We start from the raw sequence: 17,310 nt of genomic DNA on the forward strand, positions 1-17,310 counted from the left end.
TCAAGGCATGAAGAAACCTATTCTGGTGTTCGGCTACGGCAATCTCAGCCGCGGCGACGACGCCGTCGGCCCGTTGCTGTTGACCCACCTGGAGCAGCATGCGGATTTAAGCCGCGTTGACTTATTGACCGATTTCCAACTGCAAATCGAGCATGCCTTGGATTTGCAAGACCGGGAATTGGTCATTTTTGTCGATGCGGCTGTCAGCGGCGATAGCCCGTTCGGGTTTAGCCGCCTTGCTGCCTGCCGGGACAATAGCTACACCAGCCACGCCATGAGCCCGGCGGCGTTGCTGCAAGTGTTTGAAAGCGTGACGGGCGTAACATCTCCACCAAGCTTTTTATTGAGCATCAAAACCAGCTCCTTTGAATTGGGAGACGGACTAAGCGAAACCGCGCGGAACAATCTGCACGAGGCCTGCCGATTCGCTGAAGACCTGCTTGCACTGCCTGTTGTTGAGATGCTCGACGTCGTCCTCCCAACCGCCTGTCTGGTGAGCTCGGTCGGGCATGATTAACTTATAAGCCGACATACGATGCGAAATCGGGCCGGAGCCGCCGGTTTACCAATCCTTTTGCACCGCAAAATCAACCGCGATACTCGGTGAGCGTTAGCATTTCACTCTGTCAACTTGCACTACTTCCCGTCTCCGCCGTTCATGCCCAAACCCTGGACCAACAAATTAGCCTGCTCTTGGCGCAAGGCACCGGCCTCGAGTTTTGCCCGGCCTTGCGCACTGGGGCTGCCCGATAATTTTGGCCCGCAATTGCAAACGCTTGTCCCTTCAGCCGACCATATGAAATGTTCTCATCCAAAACCGGCATAGCGATCCAGGCGCGCAAAAAACTCCACTTTGATATTGCCTGACAGCAAAACTTGACAGTTTGAGTAATAAGCGTGCGACTCAACGAAAGTAGGTTCTATGAATAACACCAGGTACAAACACGATTAGTGTGTGGACAACAGGGTAGCTGAAATCAGGTTTCAGCAACCGCCAGCAGCAGGCTGCCGATGTTACGTTTAAATTACCGGCTTACGGCTGGTTTAGGCGTAGAATTCAGGGAAAGCTAGCGGCTTGAACCAAATAATATACACAGATTTTTGCCTTGGACAATTCACCCAATGAACCTAGACCTACGCACAATGATGGTGATGATCTCCGCGCTGAGCCTGTTGTTTTCCGGCCTGCTGGCACTGGTGGGACTTCATGCCGGCGATAGCCGCGGAGTGCGGCAGTGGACGCTTGGTAGCCTGTATTTCGGGTTAGGACTGGCTTTTTCCTATACCCAACTTGAACCTCCGGCTAATCCGTGGGCTCTGGTATTCGGCGCCTGCTTAACACTGACCGGGACTGGTTTTCAATTCAACGGCATTCAAGTATTCAAGACCGGAACATGTAATCGTTATATCCCCTGGTTACTGGCTGGGCTGGCGTTTTATCAGAACATCTGGTTTGCGGTTCTTCATCCCGACATTCACGCCCGGGTTATCGCCAATTCAATTTTGTTTTTCTTAATCAATGCCGCCAGCGCTCGCGCCCTGTTCGTACCTGTAGAGCAACCGTTGCGTACAGCATATTGGTTAACCGCTTCGTCGTTCGCGATCATCGCCATACTGTTTTTGGTCAGAGCAGTGCTCGTCTTTCTGTTACCCGTCAATAGCTATTGGCTGTATTCGCAGATACCGCTCAATCCAGCGACATTTTTTATAGGCAGTATGTCGCAAATGTCCATTGTGTTCGGGTTCGTATTGATGTTGAATTACCGGCAGGCCGCCAGCCATCAAAAACTGGCATCAACAGACGCCCTCACCGGCATCATGAATAGGCGCAGCCTGGAGCAGGAAGCTACCCGCTTGCTGGCCCGTTGTTCCCGCACCGGGGAAACGCTTGCCGTCATGATGATAGATGTGGATCATTTCAAATCCATCAACGACCGTTATGGTCATCTGGTGGGAGATCAGGTTTTGAGGCATTTGACCGCTATCGCGGAAAATTCCATTCGTACCGGCGACTACCTAGCCCGTTACGGCGGCGAGGAATTTTGCATTTTGTTACCGGCCAGCCTCGAGAAAGACGCCTGGATATTGGCCGACCGGCTACGGCAAATCTTTGCTAGCACGGCAATCGAATGCGGCGGCGAGGCGTTACGCAGCACTATCAGTATTGGTATCGCCGACTCGGTACACACCGAGCTAAAATTCAATTCGCTGATCGTCGCCGCGGATAAGGCCATGTACCGCGCCAAACAGGATGGCCGTAATCGGGTAATAAGCCATTCAACCCATGCCTATGCTTAACCGGTCCGTTTAGCACTATCGTGTTGAAAAAAGACTTCTGGTTAAATAGCCTCGTTTGATGCCAATCGACTGGTAAACAGCCATCCTAATATCCAGCTGTCAAGTGCCCACAAAAAAGGCCGACATGATAAAAATCATGCCGGCCTTTTTATTCGTGACCGCCTAATTACGCTTCGTAATTTGCGTTGGCGAATTCCCAGTTAACCAAGGACCAGAATGCTTCCAGGTATTTTGGACGGGCATTACGGAAATCGATGTAATATGCGTGCTCCCAAACGTCGCAAGTCAAAATCGGTGTTTGACCGGCAGTCAGCGGACAACCCGCATTGCTGGTGCTAACCAGTTCCAGACTGCCGTTGGCATTTTTCACCAACCACGCCCAACCGGAGCCGAAAGTGGTTACCGCGCATTTAGTGAACGCTTCTTTAAATGCGTCGAAAGAGCCGAAGGTTCTTTCAATTGCATTGGCCAAACCACCTGTAGGCGCGCCGCCGCCGTTTGGAGATAAGCAATTCCAATAGAAAGTGTGATTCCAAATTTGCGCCGCATTGTTGAAAACACCGCCGGAGGATTTTTTGATTATATCTTCTAAAGACAGGCCTTCAAACTCAGTGCCAGGAACCAGATTATTCAGGTTGGTGACATAGGTTTGATGATGTTTGCCATAGTGATACTCGATGGTTTCGGCTGAAATGTGCGGCGCCAGTGCGTCATTTGCGTATGGTAATGCAGGTAATTCGAAAGTCATCTTTTTTCTCCAGATTGAGTGAACAGCATGAGTTAGCGCTTGGAGCTAAGACCATAACACTAATAACCCAGTATTATAATAAAGAATTATCACAAATCACTACAAAATGGAGAAAAACCCATGGCTTTAGAAGTAGAGCATAAGTTTCTGCTGGCGAACGACAGTTGGCGGGATGAAGCCGATCATGCAGTGCATTACAAACAAGGCTATCTCAGTGGCAGCCCTTTAAGTTCAGTAAGGGTACGGATTTCCGACAGCCACGCCTGGCTAAATATCAAAAGCGCCACCATAGGCACTTCCCGGCAAGAATTCGAATACGAAATACCACTGGCTGACGCGAATACCATTCTTGACGACCTATGCCACAAGCCACTGATAGAAAAAATACGCCACTTCGTGCATCACCAGGGTCATGTTTGGGAAATTGATGAATTCAAGGGCGATAACGCCGGCTTGATTGTTGCCGAAGTCGAGTTATCGCAAATTGGCGAATCATTTGCAAAACCGGCCTGGATCGGCGCTGAAGTAACGGACGATTTGCGCTACTACAACAACAATTTAACCAAAAACCCCTATAAGAATTGGCATAAAGAACAATAATTTACATCAAGATTGCGCTTATGACTGCCGCGGACTGAGCGAGCCATCGCTCCGGCGGCGGCTTTGATCAAGCGATTCAATACATTATCGAATGCCGGCAGGCCATGCATGCTATCGGCGATGAAATTTTTTACCCGCTATTTTTATAACTACAGTCTATCAAGCTCTTCGGGTGTTTGTGTCTATTAGACCATTACACCTGGAAACAGCACAATTTCTCGAACAACCGTAGCGCTAGACCTACACCCATGGCTTCGAGTTGTTTCAGCAAGCCATAGCCCGTTTACCTATCGATTTTTAATCCTGCAGATTTGTTCTTCATGACATTCTTCACGGTTTATTTCCCCATAAAGGGTTACTCTTTTCCCTCGCGAACGAAATTGGAGGTTTGTGCCATGTACTCTGCAGCCATTGATAGAAATGCTTTAAGCGGTTTATTCGACAACCAAAAAAAACTAGACGATCTGTTTGATTCAATTTTCGATGATGATAATTACTTCATCAGCAGTTCGCCTTCATCGCAATCGGAGTCTACTTACTCAGCGTATTGCCCGAACCGTTCAATTCAGTCTAGTCAAAGCCGGGTCACAAAATCGCTTCTGGCGGTAAATAATCAACACCCTTACTTTTTCTTGCTGCCAATAGTGCTCGAAATTACAGTAATTTATTTTGCGGTAAGCAACTTCTTGTAATGCGTTTGCGCTGATTTGGAGAGGCTCTCCCAGGCCGCCCTGAAATAGGGACGATTAATCGGCAATGCCGTTAGCGGGTGATCAGGGAATTAAAAAATATTTAACCTGAACTTAGTCAGCCAACGCCTTGAATTTTTGAGATTCCTCTTCACGACGCAACAAGTTGTTGCTACGTATCGACTTGAATTTAAAATAGAAACTGGAAGAATGCTCCATCGTCAACAATATGGGTTCGATGGAGTCAACATGAAAGTCTTATTAATACTGCTTACTTCGCTTTTTTCTATTGCTATTTTACTGGTTGCCGGCTTTCAGCTCATACGACTCCTTGTCAATAAGCCAACCGAAATGGCTGAGGAAGCTTGGCGCAGTTCTAAAATGCAAACTTTTCACTGATTTGCGGCGGCGATATAAGAACCCAAAGTTTTCAGCAGCAAGCCCTACCTAAGCGGGCAGCAGCTTGACTAAAATTTAGTCAAGCTAAGCCAGCCCTTTGTAGGTTGGAGCATTCCGCGGGTTTGTCACGGTCTAGTGATAAACTTATCCGGCGAAACTGAATTGTTTTGCAAAAAATCCGATTAGCCCGTCAAGGACGCTCTAGATAAGCGCAAGCTGGTTTACAGCCGCATCCTCTGCTTCCGAGCACTGTACAGCATCCTCCCCCATACAAAACAAGATATCAATAGCTGTAATAGGCGGCGTTTCGGAGAACATTAAATTTGATACAGTTGGGAGTAATTGCTGCGCACGGGGTTGTACCATTCCTTGAAATCGATCGGCAGCTCAAGCAACGGAGCAGTTATGCAATATTTCACGATGCCATCAACCGCAACATACGGAAAGCGACCGACTCTGTTTTTGTCGATATCTTGATAGGCTAAAGTATTCGCGTTGTTCATCAGTTACGTCATCAGTTGTGTACTTGCGGCAAATTCTATAAATGGCCACTTAAAACGTGCTTAAGCTTTGATTAGGATCAGATTAGCAGTGCCACAAACCGTTCCGTGGTTTAACCAAGAGGTTATCAGCCTATACCAAGCCTGGAGCGCAAGCGGCTTTTCCTGGCGACACATTAATGACGAGCCTTCCAAGCTAGCTTAATACAGTCACCCAATTTGCCAAAGAAGCTGATTTGAACTTTAGGCTTAAGCACGCCCTAATCAGTAGGGTTTATGTTAAGCCCGAAGCTTTGGGGGTGATTTTATGAAAAAATTAATATTGAATAGCCTGGCAATAAGTTGTCTGACAATATTTATGCAAGGCTGCGTAGCATATGGTCCACCTCGATACTTGTCCGCATCAGCCGTCTATCCTGCTTATTCGCCTTATCCAGCCTACGGCTACCCCTATTATGGCTATTCACCAAGGTATTATTCGCCCTCCATCGGCTTTAGCATCGCGCCGTCATTCAGATATGGCGGCAGATGGCAGGGTGGAGGTTGGGGTTATGGCCGAGGTTGGGGTTATGGTCGAGGCCGGCGTCACGGCGGCGGCTGGGGCCATCGAGGTGGCTGGGGACGCAGAAGACACTAGCGAGACCAGCATGCTCAATCGTTATGGCCTCTATGAGGGCATGAATTTAGGGCACTGGTAAGGTGAAGGTAGCTGGCTCGATTCGAGTGCAGGCAATTACTTGAACTTCGCCATACCCCCTATAACCTCCACCTTAATATTCTCACCGTCATTGGTTTCCAGCGCATCCCAACTTACTTTAATTTCCAGAATGCTCGGTAAAATCGACTTAAAAGTCTCTACCAAGCGCGGTTCGAAATGACTGCCGCTACCTTCGTCCAAGGCTGCTAAGATCCGTTCAAGCGGCCAAGGCTCTTTGTAAGGGCGCTTCATGCTCAACGCATCGAAAACATCCGCTACCGCCACAATGCGCGCCGATTCAGGAATGGCGTCTCCGACAAGCCCATCGGGATAACCACTGCCGTTCCATTTTTCATGGTGGCGCAAAGCGATTTCGGCCGCCATCCGAAACACCGAGGCATCACTTTTGGCCAATATTTCACTACCCACCCGTGGATGTGTTTTCATGATGACCCATTCTTCGGCATCCAGCTGAGTGGGTTTGCGCAAAATAACATCCGGTATCGATAATTTGCCGGTATCGTGCATGGGAGCAGCAAGTTCAATTAAGCGGCGGGCTTCTTCATCCCAACCTACAGCTTTAGCCAGCGCGCCGGCGTAAGCCGCCATACGCCATATATGCGCGCCTGTATCGGTATCTTTAAAATGCGCCGCCTCGCCCAGCATATAAATTGCTTCCCGGTAACTCTTTTCAATGTTCGACGCTCTCACCAACGACAAATGAGTGTTCACTCTGGCCTGGACGATAACCGATGACACTGGCTTGGTAATGTAGTCGACCGCGCCAACCTGGAAACCTGCCGCTTCGTCGATTTCTTCATTCTTGCTGGTCACAAAGATAACGGGTATCGCTTCAGTGAGAGGATCCGCTTTCAGGATGCGACAGACCTGATAGCCGCTCATATCCGGCATCTGAATGTCCAGCAGAATAAGGCATGGTTGATGCTTAATAACCGCCATCAGGGTTTCGGCACCGTTTCGCGCAAAGACCAGTTTATAACGGGGCGCCAGGATTTGCTGCATGGCTGCCAAATTAGCCGCCTCGTCATCAACGATAAGAATAGGCGCATGCGACATGGCTAGTTCTCCAACGAAATATCGAATTGAAAGGCCAGTAACCGTGTAGCAGTTTCCCCCCCTCTGAAATCAAAGTTCTCTACGGCAACATGTAAAGGAATCAGACTATCTGCCGGCAAAATCTCGTCTAATTCAGCCAATAGCGGCAGTACTACCAGCGTGTCATCCGAATTAAAGGCATGCAAGGTACGGACAAGCAGCGCGCCGAGTTGGCCGGGATCCGCCGCCGCGACCGCTCGGTCCGCGCTACCGATTGCGACGGGAGGCGCATATCTATCTATTGCGGCCAACGCCTCATGAAGCGCGGATTTCAACTGCACCAACACCTGTTTCGAGTCTTCGCCCGCGCATAACAGACGCTCAGCCTCGCCGGCCAACAGGGATAATTTATTCAGCGCCAACGTACCCGCCGCACCGTTGAGCTTATGCGCCAAAGCGCCGGCGTCCGGAGGGGCGAGCTTGGCGATTTCGGCTGCGCAGTTACCGTATTCCTGAACAAACCTACGCAGATATTGCCGACAAACCAGCGGGTCTTGCCAAATGGCTAAACCCTTTTCCGCGTCCAAATCCGCTTCCGAAAGCGGCGCACCACCGACATCCGGCGGGGAAACAGCCGTATGTTGCGGAGTCTGTCTATAACCCGTGAGTTTTTGAATCAGCGAAATGGCACAATCGACATCGAACGGTTTGGAAATAAAGTCGTTCATCCCGGCGGCTTTGGCGGCGTCTTCCTGGTCCTTGAAGGCACCGGCCGTCAAGGCTATCACGGGCAGACGGGCCAGCACACGCTGCTTGCGGATGCGGCGGGTGGCCTCATAGCCGTCCATCTTTGGCATTTGCACGTCCATCAGCACCGCATCGACCGATCCGGGATGGGCCCGCAACCATTCCAAAGCCTGCTGACCGTCGCTGATCAAGGTAACGTCCGCACCTTCAGCCGCAAAGATACGCTGCGCGACTTCCCGGTTAATATCGCTGTCGTCCACCACCAACAGCCTAAGCCCGGCCAGCCTTTGACCTTGGGAAGCCCTTTCTAGCACTTTGTCAGCACTACGCGCGGCCAATGCGTCGGACACAGCGTTATACAGACTGGAAGGCGTGACCGGCTTGGTTAGCACCGAATCCACCAACTTGCTGTCAGGCAAGCCCAATAGGGCCTGGCGGGAGTGTGCCGTGGCCATAATAATAATGGGATCGGAATTGTCGCTAATGGCGTCGCGAATGGCTCTGGCGGTGGCCAGACCGTCCATGCCCGGCATCTTCCAGTCCAGAAGGATAACTGACTGAGGGCTGGCAGAGGTGGCGGCCCGCATCAACAAATAATGCACGGCGGCCGCACCGGAATTGACGACTTGGGCTTTCCAACCCAGCGCGACCACGCTGTTGCCCAATGCGTCGCGAGCGATAGGGTTATCATCGGCAATCAGCACCTCCAAGCGGCTCATTTCCGGCGCGGAAACCGGACCATTTTCGGCGATATCAAATCCCAGGGTAAACCAGAATTCGCTGCCGCGGCCCACCTGACTGCTCATGCCCATTTGTCCGCCCATTTTGTCCACCAGCCAGCAACTGATGGATAACCCCAGTCCCGTGCCGCCAAAACGGCGAGTAGTGGAGACATCCGCTTGACTGAAAGGCGCGAAGATTTCAGCCTGTTTTTCCGCCGAGATACCAATGCCGGTATCCCGCACCGCAAAACGCAGCGTAACCTGGCGCTCGGTCTTATTCACCACAGTAATGCTAAGATCGACTTGACCCTGGTCGGTAAACTTGATCGCATTCCCGATCAGATTAATCAGCACCTGCTCCAGGCGCAATGGGTCGCCGAAGAGTTGATCCACCATGGTCGGCGGCGGGTTGATCACCATTTCGATATCTTTTTCGCCCGCGCTGGCGGACATGATGGTAGCAAGATTTTCCAACAGGTCGGGAAGTTGAAAGGGTGCCCGCTCAATTTCGAAACACCCGGCCTCGATCTTAGAAAAATCCAAAATATCGTTAATAATGGACAACAAGGAACGGCCGGCCGCGCGGATTTTACCTACTAATTCGCCGGCATCGCCAGGCAAGGAAGCTTGCTGCAATAAATAAGCAAGACCGAGAATTGCGTTCATTGGCGTGCGGATCTCGTGACTCATATTGGCCAAAAAATGCGATTTGGCCTGGTTGGCGGCCTGCGCCTGTTCTGCGCGGCGCGTAAGATCGCGATTCAACTGCTGAATTTTGGCGTGCGCGTGGGTTACCCAGGCACTGAGCAGACAGAACAACAACATCAACAAGGCTATGGGTTTATAGACATTTTGCCAGGCGCGCTGCTGCATGTTTTGTAAGGTCTGGCTGGGCAACAGCAAGCCGATATGCCACGTGTAATCGTGATGCCCCAGAATTTGCCTCTGCCCGATGCTCCGGTATAGCCCAGCGTTAACATCCTCTAACGGATTTATCCTGTTCCACGTCCAAATGCCGCCGCTGTCTAATTGTTGCCCTTGCGGTGCCGCGCGGATGGCGGCCCAGAGCGTCGGCTTCTGGGTGGCCAGCGTGGTGGGCTGATCCAGCACAAAACCCCATTCATCCTCGGCTTTTAATCCATGCAACCAGTAGCCCTGCCCGTTTAATAAAAACAGTCGCCTGCCATTCTCGCCAACCGACGCCAAAAAATCATCCAATAAACGTTGACCCAGATAATTCACGATCAAAATTCCCTGCCGCCCATGCCGGGAATCCATCACCGGCATGGCCATGCGGATGACAGGCTTGAACGGTCGCTCTATTCGCTCGTTTTCCACATTCAATTCAAAAGGAGAAATATAGATGGCTCCGACGGGCACTTTAATCGCATTGAGGAAGTAAGGCCGATGGGACTTATCCTGCAACGATTCGCTGGGCACAACCTGCGCCTTTCCGTCGACGAAATTCAGCCGCAACCGTTCCATACCCGACTGATCTATCCAACGTACTTGGTCGAAAATGCCGTGGGTATCCATGTACATGCTGAAATTCCGGGCCGCCAGCTCATAATTGCTAAGCGTGGGATGATCCAGCAACGCCTTGAAGCGAGGCATGTTGGTCAGAAAATCAATATCGTTGGTCAAATTGTGCAGGTTTTGACGCAAGGCATTGGTAGCAATATTTGCGGCGGCCGCATCGGCTGCCCGCAGTTGTTGCCGTTGAAAACGGATATCGGAGCGGACGAAGAAATAGCCGCCCGCACCAATCAAAACCAGCACAGGCAAAAAAAGCATTAGAAAAAAGCCGACCCTCTTAATCGGTGCTGAATTCATGTTTGCTGTCTCGGCTGTCATGCGGATAACCTATAGCAAAGACAAAGTCTGAACGGCTAATAGTGCTTGGCGTTTTTTTGGTGTTCGGCCAATATGCCTTCATAGATAGTCCTGATTATAAAGCTGCTTCAGCAACAGCAAAATGGCCGCCATAGCCGTGAAAGGAAGCGGCTGCATGGACGCAGGGGCAGGGCAATCATGGCGCAAGCCGATCCAGCGCCATGAAAGGGCAAGCTTCGATCCGTCCTGAAGCCTGGATTCGCCTCGCGGTGTACGACTCCGGCGATCCACGCCGGAAAGACGGTAACGAATGAGCGTTTTATCATTTAGCTGAAGCAGCTAAATAGTTTCCCCATCATTTACAGGAATTACTTGACAATACGAAATGAGCGCCCGGCCCACTTTTTTGGTGCCTTAACTCATGCAGCATCAGCCCCGGATTTATTTGATTCGACTAGATAATAATACACCTGAACTCTATGAATTTATACAACCAGCGAGAATGGTTACTAGGCTATTGAAATATCGGCGCACCGACGCCTTATCGGGAAAATTTCCTTAATTTCCGGGCTCGAAACTTACCTAGGGCAACTGTGATATGTTCGATGGCTGTTTAAGACTGAAAAAATTGTGCCGACTTCACTCCGGCTAGCAGCGCCCCGGGGGGGAATATACGGCGCTAGCGGTCTAGGCCATTTCACTGGCCGATGCCGTTCGCTGTTTTGGGCGAATATTAACTGTAAAGAAGGCCAGAGGCGCGACTTCCATCAGGATTCCTTTAACGTATGAACCGTAAAATCACTGCCATATTAGTGGACGACCACGCCGTAGTAAGGGCCGGCTTCCGCATGTTATTGTCCGCCGGCGAAAAAATCGAAGTGGTCGGCGAGGCATCGAGAGGCGAACAGGCCATTCAACTCTATCAGGAATGTTCGCCGGATGTGGTGGTCATGGATTTGTCGATGCCGGGCATAGGCGGTCTGGAAACCATACGGCGGATTTTGCATCGCAATAGCGATGCTTTAATCTTGGTATTCAGCGTGCACCACGAACAAGTCTACGTCAGTCGGGCGCTGAATGCCGGAGCCAAAGGCTATATCACCAAAAACAGCGCACCGGAGATTCTGCCCGAGGCCATTGACGCCATCCTGCGCGGCGAATGTTATGTAGAACATGGATTGCTGAAAAACCCGCGGGAGGCGGCGATCGGCATTGACCAGCAGGCCGTCCTGGCCGAATTTTCGCCGCGCGAATTCGATGTCTTCAGACTATTGGCGGAAGGGTTGACCGCGCAGAAAGTTGCCGATCAGTTGTGCCTGGGCCATAAAACGGTTGCCAATTACGCCACCCAAATCAAGAAAAAGCTCCAAGTTGACACCACCGCCGAACTCGCACACATTGCGGTGAATTTAGGCTTGACACAGCGCTGACCCACCCCACTGCCGGCTTGGATCCAGCAAGCCCCATCCCCGCGCTGATTCACGCGAAGCCCCGTTATCATCGTGCCGCGAATTACCGCAAGACGGTAAGTCTGCCGTAGCGTCCGTTCCACCGGTCTAAAATCAGCCCTTTTTGCCGGGATTGACATCGGGTACTTTGACGCCCTCGAAATATTGGGCGGTTTCGTTGGCCACGGCTTCGCTGACGGACTTTGTTAATTTTTGTAAGGCCGCTTGCAGCAACGCCACGCCTTCCTCGTCGCTGGCCGCTGCTTTGGCTTGGGCGGTGCTGAGTTCCCATTCCGAAAGCGCAAACTGCAAGGTCAGCTGGGTTTGGGTATAGAGTTGCCAGGCTTTCTGCCAATTGAAAAAAGAATTGGCGGCCGCGACCAGCGCTATCAGCCAGGCAATCCCGGACGCTACTTGCGGTTGCAATTCGCCGGGAAATAACTGGGTGATAAACGGCAGGCTGATACTCAAAAACAACAACACAAAGCCAGCGGCTCGAAACAGCTTACGCCGATTGGGGGCGCGGGTTTGATAAAAACCGATGTACCAAAGCACGCTGCCTTGGGTGTTTTCATCCTTAAAAAACTGCTGTTCTTTAAGCGCGGTCAGAAAGGCTTCCACCTTGGGTAAAGAATTCGGCATGCCGGAGGACTCCAAGCGAATCATAAAGGGCTTGAGCGATTTTATATCCGTTGCCGGCTAACGGATACCAAAATATCGCTTAAGTCCCAAGACTATCGAGCTCAGCCGTCAATCAAACCGGTTCGGCAACCAGCCTCTTTCCACGCAATCCCTAAAACTCCAATGCAGCATGTTTTCGGTTTTGTAGCTCCAGAAGAACCAACCCAGGTATTTTTCGAAACAGGCCAACTGAGCGGCGGCGTAACCGCGATAGGCTACATTTAACTGAAAATCGTCCATGCCGGATTGCGGATAATCGAAGGCCCCCTCCGCCCAAATTTCGGCCATTTTTAAATCCAGACCCAGGCTCCATTCGCCGACATAGGTGGGAATGCCGGCATGGCGGATAATTTCCTCCGCCTCGTTTTTCCAGTCGACCACCGCCTTATGCATATGGCCGAACACATCCAGCTCCACATCTTCGCGGATAAAGCATTGGTAACGGTGGATGTCGAACACCACATTCCGGTATTGCGGACCCGACATAAAGCCTTCGTAGTCGCGAAAACCGCGAAAACCGTCGTGAAAGATGACAGCCACGTCGTCCGCCCGGCAATGTCGGCGGATAACCCCATAACCGGCCTGAGTAAAACGTTTGAGTAATTCGGTGTCGATATCCCAGCGCGGCTCATTAAGCACTTCGATACCGCATAATGCCGGATGCTTCCCATATCGCCGCGCCAAGCGCTCCAGGGTTATTAAGGCATAGTCGATATATTCCTGGCGGGTATGCCATTCGCAAACATCCTGGATACCGCCGTTATCGAAGCCGTTCTGACAACCCGGCGCGGCGTGCAAGTCCACCACCACCGCCAGGCCGAATTCGTGCGCCCAATTGAAGGCCTGGTCCAAAATGTCCAAACCGCCTTGCACAAAGGGATAGGGTTTATCGCCATAACTGGCATGGTAAGGATAATCGGCCTCGAACAACCAATGCCCGATCGGGATGCGCACGGCATTGATACCCACCTCGGCCAGCCAGGCGAAATCCTCTCGCTTGATAAAGGTCCGCCAATGTTTAGTCAATATCCACTCGGCTTTGTCGCCCAGTTCGGCACACCAACTGGTCTCGTCGCGTGCCGCCATGCCGGCAAACAAACTCGGCGTCATCCATTTTTCCAATACCAGCCAACCGCCGAGATTAACGCCGCGAAGTTTTTTCTCGTGCTTACTTAGCTCATTTTGCATGTTCACCTCAGCTCAAGACGATACGGCGCTTGTGCATCGCTTGAATGGTGGGTTGTTTGGTAATCGTCAACATAGCCGAATCCGGCAGTTTCCGGTTGATGATTTTGATCATATCCACTTCGCCTTCCGGATCCAGGGAGTCGAAGGCTTCCTGCATCATGATCCACTTGGGTTTTTGCAGTAAAACTCTGACCAAGCCCAACCGCTGTTGTTGCTCCCGCTCCAGATTTTTTTCCCAATCGCCGACATCGTCCAGTTGCGGTATCAACTCGCTGACGCCGGCCAAACTCAACGCATATTCCAGATCATCCTGACCGAAGTCATTGCTGCTGGATGGGTAACAAATTGCCGAACGCAGTTTGCCGGTAGGTAAAAACGGTCGCGGCGGCATGAAAAACATCGGTTCTTCATCCGGTAATTCGATAACGCCCTCACCCCAAGGCCAAAGACCGGCGATGGCTTTAAACAGTTTATTGCCGGTAAAGGCGTTACCTGCAATCAACACCCTGTCTCCGGCTTTTATTTCGTCATTAAAGGCTTCGATGCAAACGATACCGTCCAAGCGGGACAAACACAGGTTTTTGAAGCGTAATACCGACTGATCTTTTTTTACCAAATGGATACGGTGCGGATCGGGTTTGGCGATTTCTTTTTCCAGTTGCTCCAATGCACCCGCCAAGCCTAAAACCCGCTCTACCGAAGCGCGCCACTCGGCGACCTTGCCCATATTGTCCACCGGCCACGACAATGCCGACACCAAATGTTGAAAAGATTGCGCCGATTGCATCAGCGCACCGAGAGAAATACTGCCGAGTATGTAGCGGGGCGCCGATACCAAAATCGGAAACGCCATCGACAATACCGAATAGCCGGAGCTGAACAGCATGATCTGTTCCCAGGCCTTGGTTTGTTGATTCCAGGCGTCGACGATGTCGCCAAACAAGCGGTGAAAATGTGGGTTCTCGTGCCGTTCGCCGTGAATCAGGGCGATTGCCAACGAGTTTTCGCGGGCTTTCACCAAGGCAAAACGGAAATTGGCTTCCACGGTTTGCCGATCGTCGGTCGCCTTGGTCAATGGCCGGCCGATCCACCAACCCAGCATGGAGGCGCTGGCCGCATAGATCATGGCAATCCAGACCAAATGGCCCAACACAGGGATTTGGACAACGCCCAAATCCAAAATAACGGTACCCGACAAATCCCAGAGGATTTGAGTAAAGCTCACCAGCAACAATGAGCTGTAAAACAAGCTATGAATTAAATCGATGGCATATTCGGTGGCGATGCGAACATCCTCGGCTATCCGCCCATCCGGATTATCGTGCTTGCCGGGAATATGCGTCACCAGATAATGCCGACCATCGTTCATCCATTGGCAAATCAACTTATCCGTCAACCAACCGCGCCAATCCAGTTGTATGCGGCGTTTAACCATTAAGTGCGCGACGGTGATGGCAATATTGGCGATAAAAATCAGCACGATCAGACCGATTTGCGTAAACAACCTGGACATCGAACGTTGGTCCAATGCATCGAATAAATCGGCGCTCCATACCGTGATGTAAACCGAGACGGCAATTTGCAGAACAGTCAGAACCAGCAAAGACAAGGTCAAACCGCGAATGGTCGCTTTATGCTCTGAATTCCAGAAAGGACCGGCTAAGCGAATAAATTGAATAAAAAATCTGCTGGTCGTTTGCAATGCCATACTCCTATCTCAGGTGAGCAGGCAATATACAAATTAGCTACATTAATAACAATACAAAAGTGTTTGATGGGGCCCACTCGCCGCTTGGAACAGTAACCGGGCTACCGGAATAAAAGTCGCAAAAAAGCCGGCTGCGGTTTTGTTGCGAGCCGGCTTTTTTTCGTTTAAAAAAATGCTTAGCGCTTCATGGAGTCGAAAAACTCGGCATTGGTTTTAAAGTCTTTCAGTTTACCCAGCAAAAATTCGGAAGCAGCCAACTCGTCCATCGGTTGCAAAATTTTGCGCAAAATCCAGGTTTTTTGCAGTTCGTCCGGATCGACCAAATATTCCTCACGGCGGGTACCGGAGCGGTTGATGTTGATGGCGGGATAAATACGTTTTTCGGCAATTTTGCGTTCCAGATGCAACTCCATGTTGCCGGTACCTTTAAATTCCTCAAAGATCACCTCGTCCATGCGGGAGCCGGTTTCCACCAATGCTGTAGCGATAATGGTCAAACTGCCGCCTTCCTCGATGTTTCTGGCCGCCCCAAAGAAGCGCTTGGGTTTTTCCAGGGCATTGGCATCCACACCGCCGGATAACAGTTTACCCGACGACGGCACTACCATGTTGTAGGCACGCGCCAGACGGGTGATGGAGTCTAACAAGATGACCACGTCGTGTTTGTGTTCGACCATACGGCGGGCTTTTTCGATCACCATATCCGCGACCTGCACATGGCGGGTAGCCGGTTCGTCGAAGGTACTGGATACCACTTCGCCGCGTACGCAGCGCTCCATTTCCGTAACCTCTTCCGGCCGCTCATCGATCAACAGCACGATCAGGTAGCATTCAGGATTCTTCTCGGCAATAGCATGGGCAATGCTTTGCATGATCATGGTTTTACCGGCCTTGGGTGGGGATACGATCAATCCACGTTGACCTTTACCGATAGGCGCAACCAGATCGATGATACGGGCGGTCAAATCTTCGCTGGTACCATTGCCTTGTTCCAAACGAAACCGTTTGTTGGCAAATAAAGGTGTCAGATTGGAAAATGAAATTTTGTTTTTAGCGTGTTCGGGGGATTCGAAGTTGATGCTTTCGACTTTTAGCATCGCAAAATAACGTTCGCCTTCCTTGGGAGGACGGATTTTGCCGCTGACCGTATCGCCGGTGCGCAAACCGAATCGTCTGATTTGGCTGGGCGAGACGTAAATATCATCCGGTCCGGCCAGATAGGAACACCCGGGCGTGCGCAAAAAACCAAAACCATCTTGCAATATCTCTAAAACACCATCCCCAAATATATCTTCCCCACTTTTTGCCTGTTTCTTCAATATGGAGAAAATTAATTCCTGCTTGCGAGCTCTGTCGATATTTTCTAGACCTAAGGATTCGGCGATAGCAATAATTTCACTGACTTGTTTAAGTTTTAACTCGGTAAGATTCATAAGGGTTATGGGGAAAGAAGAAAAGCAAAACGGCATGAAACCGTTTATGGCAGAGGTAGTTGTTGGAAAAAATTATGAAGATTATGGATGCGTAAAGAGCAAGCGCGAACGATTTTAGCGCAATAACCGGACTTCTCAAAACGTTTTCCGAAAAGTCCGGCAATTGAGGGCGTAATGCTAGATATTGCTATCGATAAATGCGGTTAACTGCGATTTGGTGAGAGCCCCCACCTTGGTCGCTTCCACTTCGCCACCCTTGAACAGCATCAGCGTCGGAATGCCGCGCACGCCGTAATGTTGAGGCGTTTTGGGGTTCTCGTCGATATTCAGTTTGGCAATGGTCAATTTGCCTTGATATTCAGCTGCAACTTCGTCCAGAACCGGCGCAATCATTTTGCAGGGACCACACCACTCCGCCCAGTAATCTACTAACACCGGACCGTTGGCTTTAATTACTGTATCGTTAAAATCAGCATCTGATACATGAAGGACTAAGTCGCTCACGCCATTCTCCACTAGTTTACAAAGCCAAAACTATAGTAATGTCTACCCTTGATTGTCAA

General features: G+C 50.7%; 15 protein-coding genes. 6 read left to right on the forward strand and 9 right to left on the reverse strand.

What is annotated here, in order from left to right:
- Window positions 1–7 precede the first annotated feature (7 nt).
- On the forward strand, window positions 8–517 hold the full coding sequence (locus M0R33_RS15045; RefSeq protein WP_292570896.1) for a hydrogenase maturation protease: 510 nt from the start codon (window positions 8–10) through the stop codon (window positions 515–517).
- Between the two features lie 605 nt (window positions 518–1,122).
- Window positions 1,123–2,298 carry a GGDEF domain-containing protein gene (locus M0R33_RS15050; protein WP_292570899.1) on the forward strand — a complete coding sequence of 392 codons (1,176 nt, stop codon included), beginning with the start codon at window positions 1,123–1,125 and terminating at the stop codon, window positions 2,296–2,298.
- 166 nt (window positions 2,299–2,464) lie between these two features.
- Here M0R33_RS15050 and sodB read toward each other — a convergent pair whose 3' ends face one another.
- Window positions 2,465–3,046, reverse strand: coding sequence for a superoxide dismutase [Fe] (gene sodB, locus M0R33_RS15055; RefSeq protein WP_292570902.1), 582 nt, complete (start codon window positions 3,044–3,046; stop codon window positions 2,465–2,467).
- A gap of 120 nt (window positions 3,047–3,166) precedes the next feature.
- On the opposite strand from sodB, the gene M0R33_RS15060 reads away from it, so the two are divergent.
- Together M0R33_RS15060 and M0R33_RS15065 are read left to right on the forward strand one after the other, a co-directional pair.
- Window positions 3,167–3,646, forward strand: coding sequence for a CYTH domain-containing protein (locus M0R33_RS15060; RefSeq protein WP_292570905.1), 480 nt, complete (start codon window positions 3,167–3,169; stop codon window positions 3,644–3,646).
- A gap of 395 nt (window positions 3,647–4,041) precedes the next feature.
- Entirely contained in the window at window positions 4,042–4,338 is a 297-nt protein-coding gene (locus M0R33_RS15065) for a hypothetical protein (protein WP_292570908.1), read from the forward strand.
- Between the two features lie 713 nt (window positions 4,339–5,051).
- On the opposite strand, the gene M0R33_RS15070 is transcribed toward M0R33_RS15065, so the two are convergent.
- On the reverse strand, window positions 5,052–5,237 hold the full coding sequence (locus M0R33_RS15070) for a hypothetical protein (protein WP_292570911.1): 186 nt from the start codon (window positions 5,235–5,237) through the stop codon (window positions 5,052–5,054).
- A gap of 452 nt (window positions 5,238–5,689) precedes the next feature.
- On the opposite strand from M0R33_RS15070, the gene M0R33_RS15075 reads away from it, so the two are divergent.
- Window positions 5,690–5,932 (forward strand): hypothetical protein, encoded by a 243-nt coding sequence (locus M0R33_RS15075; RefSeq protein ID WP_292570914.1) that lies wholly within the window; start codon window positions 5,690–5,692, stop codon window positions 5,930–5,932.
- Between the two features lie 35 nt (window positions 5,933–5,967).
- Here the strand turns inward: M0R33_RS15075 and M0R33_RS15080 are convergent, their stop codons facing one another.
- Window positions 5,968–7,008 (reverse strand): HD domain-containing phosphohydrolase, encoded by a 1,041-nt coding sequence (locus M0R33_RS15080; protein WP_292570917.1) that lies wholly within the window; start codon window positions 7,006–7,008, stop codon window positions 5,968–5,970.
- A 2-nt stretch (window positions 7,009–7,010) separates the two neighbouring features.
- Window positions 7,011–10,250, reverse strand: coding sequence for a response regulator (locus M0R33_RS15085; RefSeq protein WP_292570920.1), 3,240 nt, complete (start codon window positions 10,248–10,250; stop codon window positions 7,011–7,013).
- An 824-nt stretch (window positions 10,251–11,074) separates the two neighbouring features.
- On the opposite strand from M0R33_RS15085, the gene M0R33_RS15090 reads away from it, so the two are divergent.
- A complete protein-coding gene (locus M0R33_RS15090) occupies window positions 11,075–11,719 on the forward strand; it encodes a response regulator transcription factor (RefSeq protein WP_292570924.1) in 645 nt (214 codons plus the stop codon).
- A gap of 132 nt (window positions 11,720–11,851) precedes the next feature.
- On the opposite strand, the gene M0R33_RS15095 is transcribed toward M0R33_RS15090, so the two are convergent.
- The 5 genes from M0R33_RS15095 to trxA form a co-directional block, all read right to left on the reverse strand.
- Entirely contained in the window at window positions 11,852–12,379 is a 528-nt protein-coding gene (locus M0R33_RS15095; RefSeq protein ID WP_292570927.1) for an SLATT domain-containing protein, read from the reverse strand.
- Window positions 12,380–12,487: 108 nt separating this feature from the next.
- On the reverse strand, window positions 12,488–13,606 hold the full coding sequence (locus M0R33_RS15100) for a glycoside hydrolase family 5 protein (protein ID WP_292570930.1): 1,119 nt from the start codon (window positions 13,604–13,606) through the stop codon (window positions 12,488–12,490).
- A 7-nt stretch (window positions 13,607–13,613) separates the two neighbouring features.
- Window positions 13,614–15,314 carry an ABC transporter ATP-binding protein/permease gene (locus M0R33_RS15105; RefSeq protein WP_292570933.1) on the reverse strand — a complete coding sequence of 567 codons (1,701 nt, stop codon included), beginning with the start codon at window positions 15,312–15,314 and terminating at the stop codon, window positions 13,614–13,616.
- Window positions 15,315–15,490: 176 nt separating this feature from the next.
- Window positions 15,491–16,747: a transcription termination factor Rho gene (gene rho / locus M0R33_RS15110; protein ID WP_292570936.1), complete on the reverse strand. Its 1,257-nt coding sequence runs from the start codon at window positions 16,745–16,747 to the stop codon at window positions 15,491–15,493.
- A gap of 177 nt (window positions 16,748–16,924) precedes the next feature.
- Window positions 16,925–17,251: a thioredoxin TrxA gene (trxA, locus tag M0R33_RS15115; RefSeq protein WP_013820898.1), complete on the reverse strand. Its 327-nt coding sequence runs from the start codon at window positions 17,249–17,251 to the stop codon at window positions 16,925–16,927.
- Between the last annotated feature and the right edge of the window lie 59 nt (window positions 17,252–17,310).

The sequence above is a fragment of the Methylomonas sp. genome, from assembly GCF_023228165.1.
Lineage (GTDB): Bacteria > Pseudomonadota > Gammaproteobacteria > Methylococcales > Methylomonadaceae > Methylomonas.

Coding starts and splice junctions, on each gene's coding strand:
- M0R33_RS15045 (WP_292570896.1), top strand. CDS start 8: ATGAAGAAACCTATTCTGGTGTTCGGCTACGGCAATCTCAGCCGCGGC.
- M0R33_RS15050 (WP_292570899.1), top strand. CDS start 1,123: ATGAACCTAGACCTACGCACAATGATGGTGATGATCTCCGCGCTGAGC.
- sodB (WP_292570902.1), bottom strand. CDS start 3,046: ATGACTTTCGAATTACCTGCATTACCATACGCAAATGACGCACTGGCG.
- M0R33_RS15060 (WP_292570905.1), top strand. CDS start 3,167: ATGGCTTTAGAAGTAGAGCATAAGTTTCTGCTGGCGAACGACAGTTGG.
- M0R33_RS15065 (WP_292570908.1), top strand. CDS start 4,042: ATGTACTCTGCAGCCATTGATAGAAATGCTTTAAGCGGTTTATTCGAC.
- M0R33_RS15070 (WP_292570911.1), bottom strand. CDS start 5,237: ATGAACAACGCGAATACTTTAGCCTATCAAGATATCGACAAAAACAGA.
- M0R33_RS15075 (WP_292570914.1), top strand. CDS start 5,690: ATGGCTATTCACCAAGGTATTATTCGCCCTCCATCGGCTTTAGCATCG.
- M0R33_RS15080 (WP_292570917.1), bottom strand. CDS start 7,008: ATGTCGCATGCGCCTATTCTTATCGTTGATGACGAGGCGGCTAATTTG.
- M0R33_RS15085 (WP_292570920.1), bottom strand. CDS start 10,250: ATGCTTTTTTTGCCTGTGCTGGTTTTGATTGGTGCGGGCGGCTATTTC.
- M0R33_RS15090 (WP_292570924.1), top strand. CDS start 11,075: ATGAACCGTAAAATCACTGCCATATTAGTGGACGACCACGCCGTAGTA.
- M0R33_RS15095 (WP_292570927.1), bottom strand. CDS start 12,379: ATGCCGAATTCTTTACCCAAGGTGGAAGCCTTTCTGACCGCGCTTAAA.
- M0R33_RS15100 (WP_292570930.1), bottom strand. CDS start 13,606: ATGCAAAATGAGCTAAGTAAGCACGAGAAAAAACTTCGCGGCGTTAAT.
- M0R33_RS15105 (WP_292570933.1), bottom strand. CDS start 15,314: ATGGCATTGCAAACGACCAGCAGATTTTTTATTCAATTTATTCGCTTA.
- rho (WP_292570936.1), bottom strand. CDS start 16,747: ATGAATCTTACCGAGTTAAAACTTAAACAAGTCAGTGAAATTATTGCT.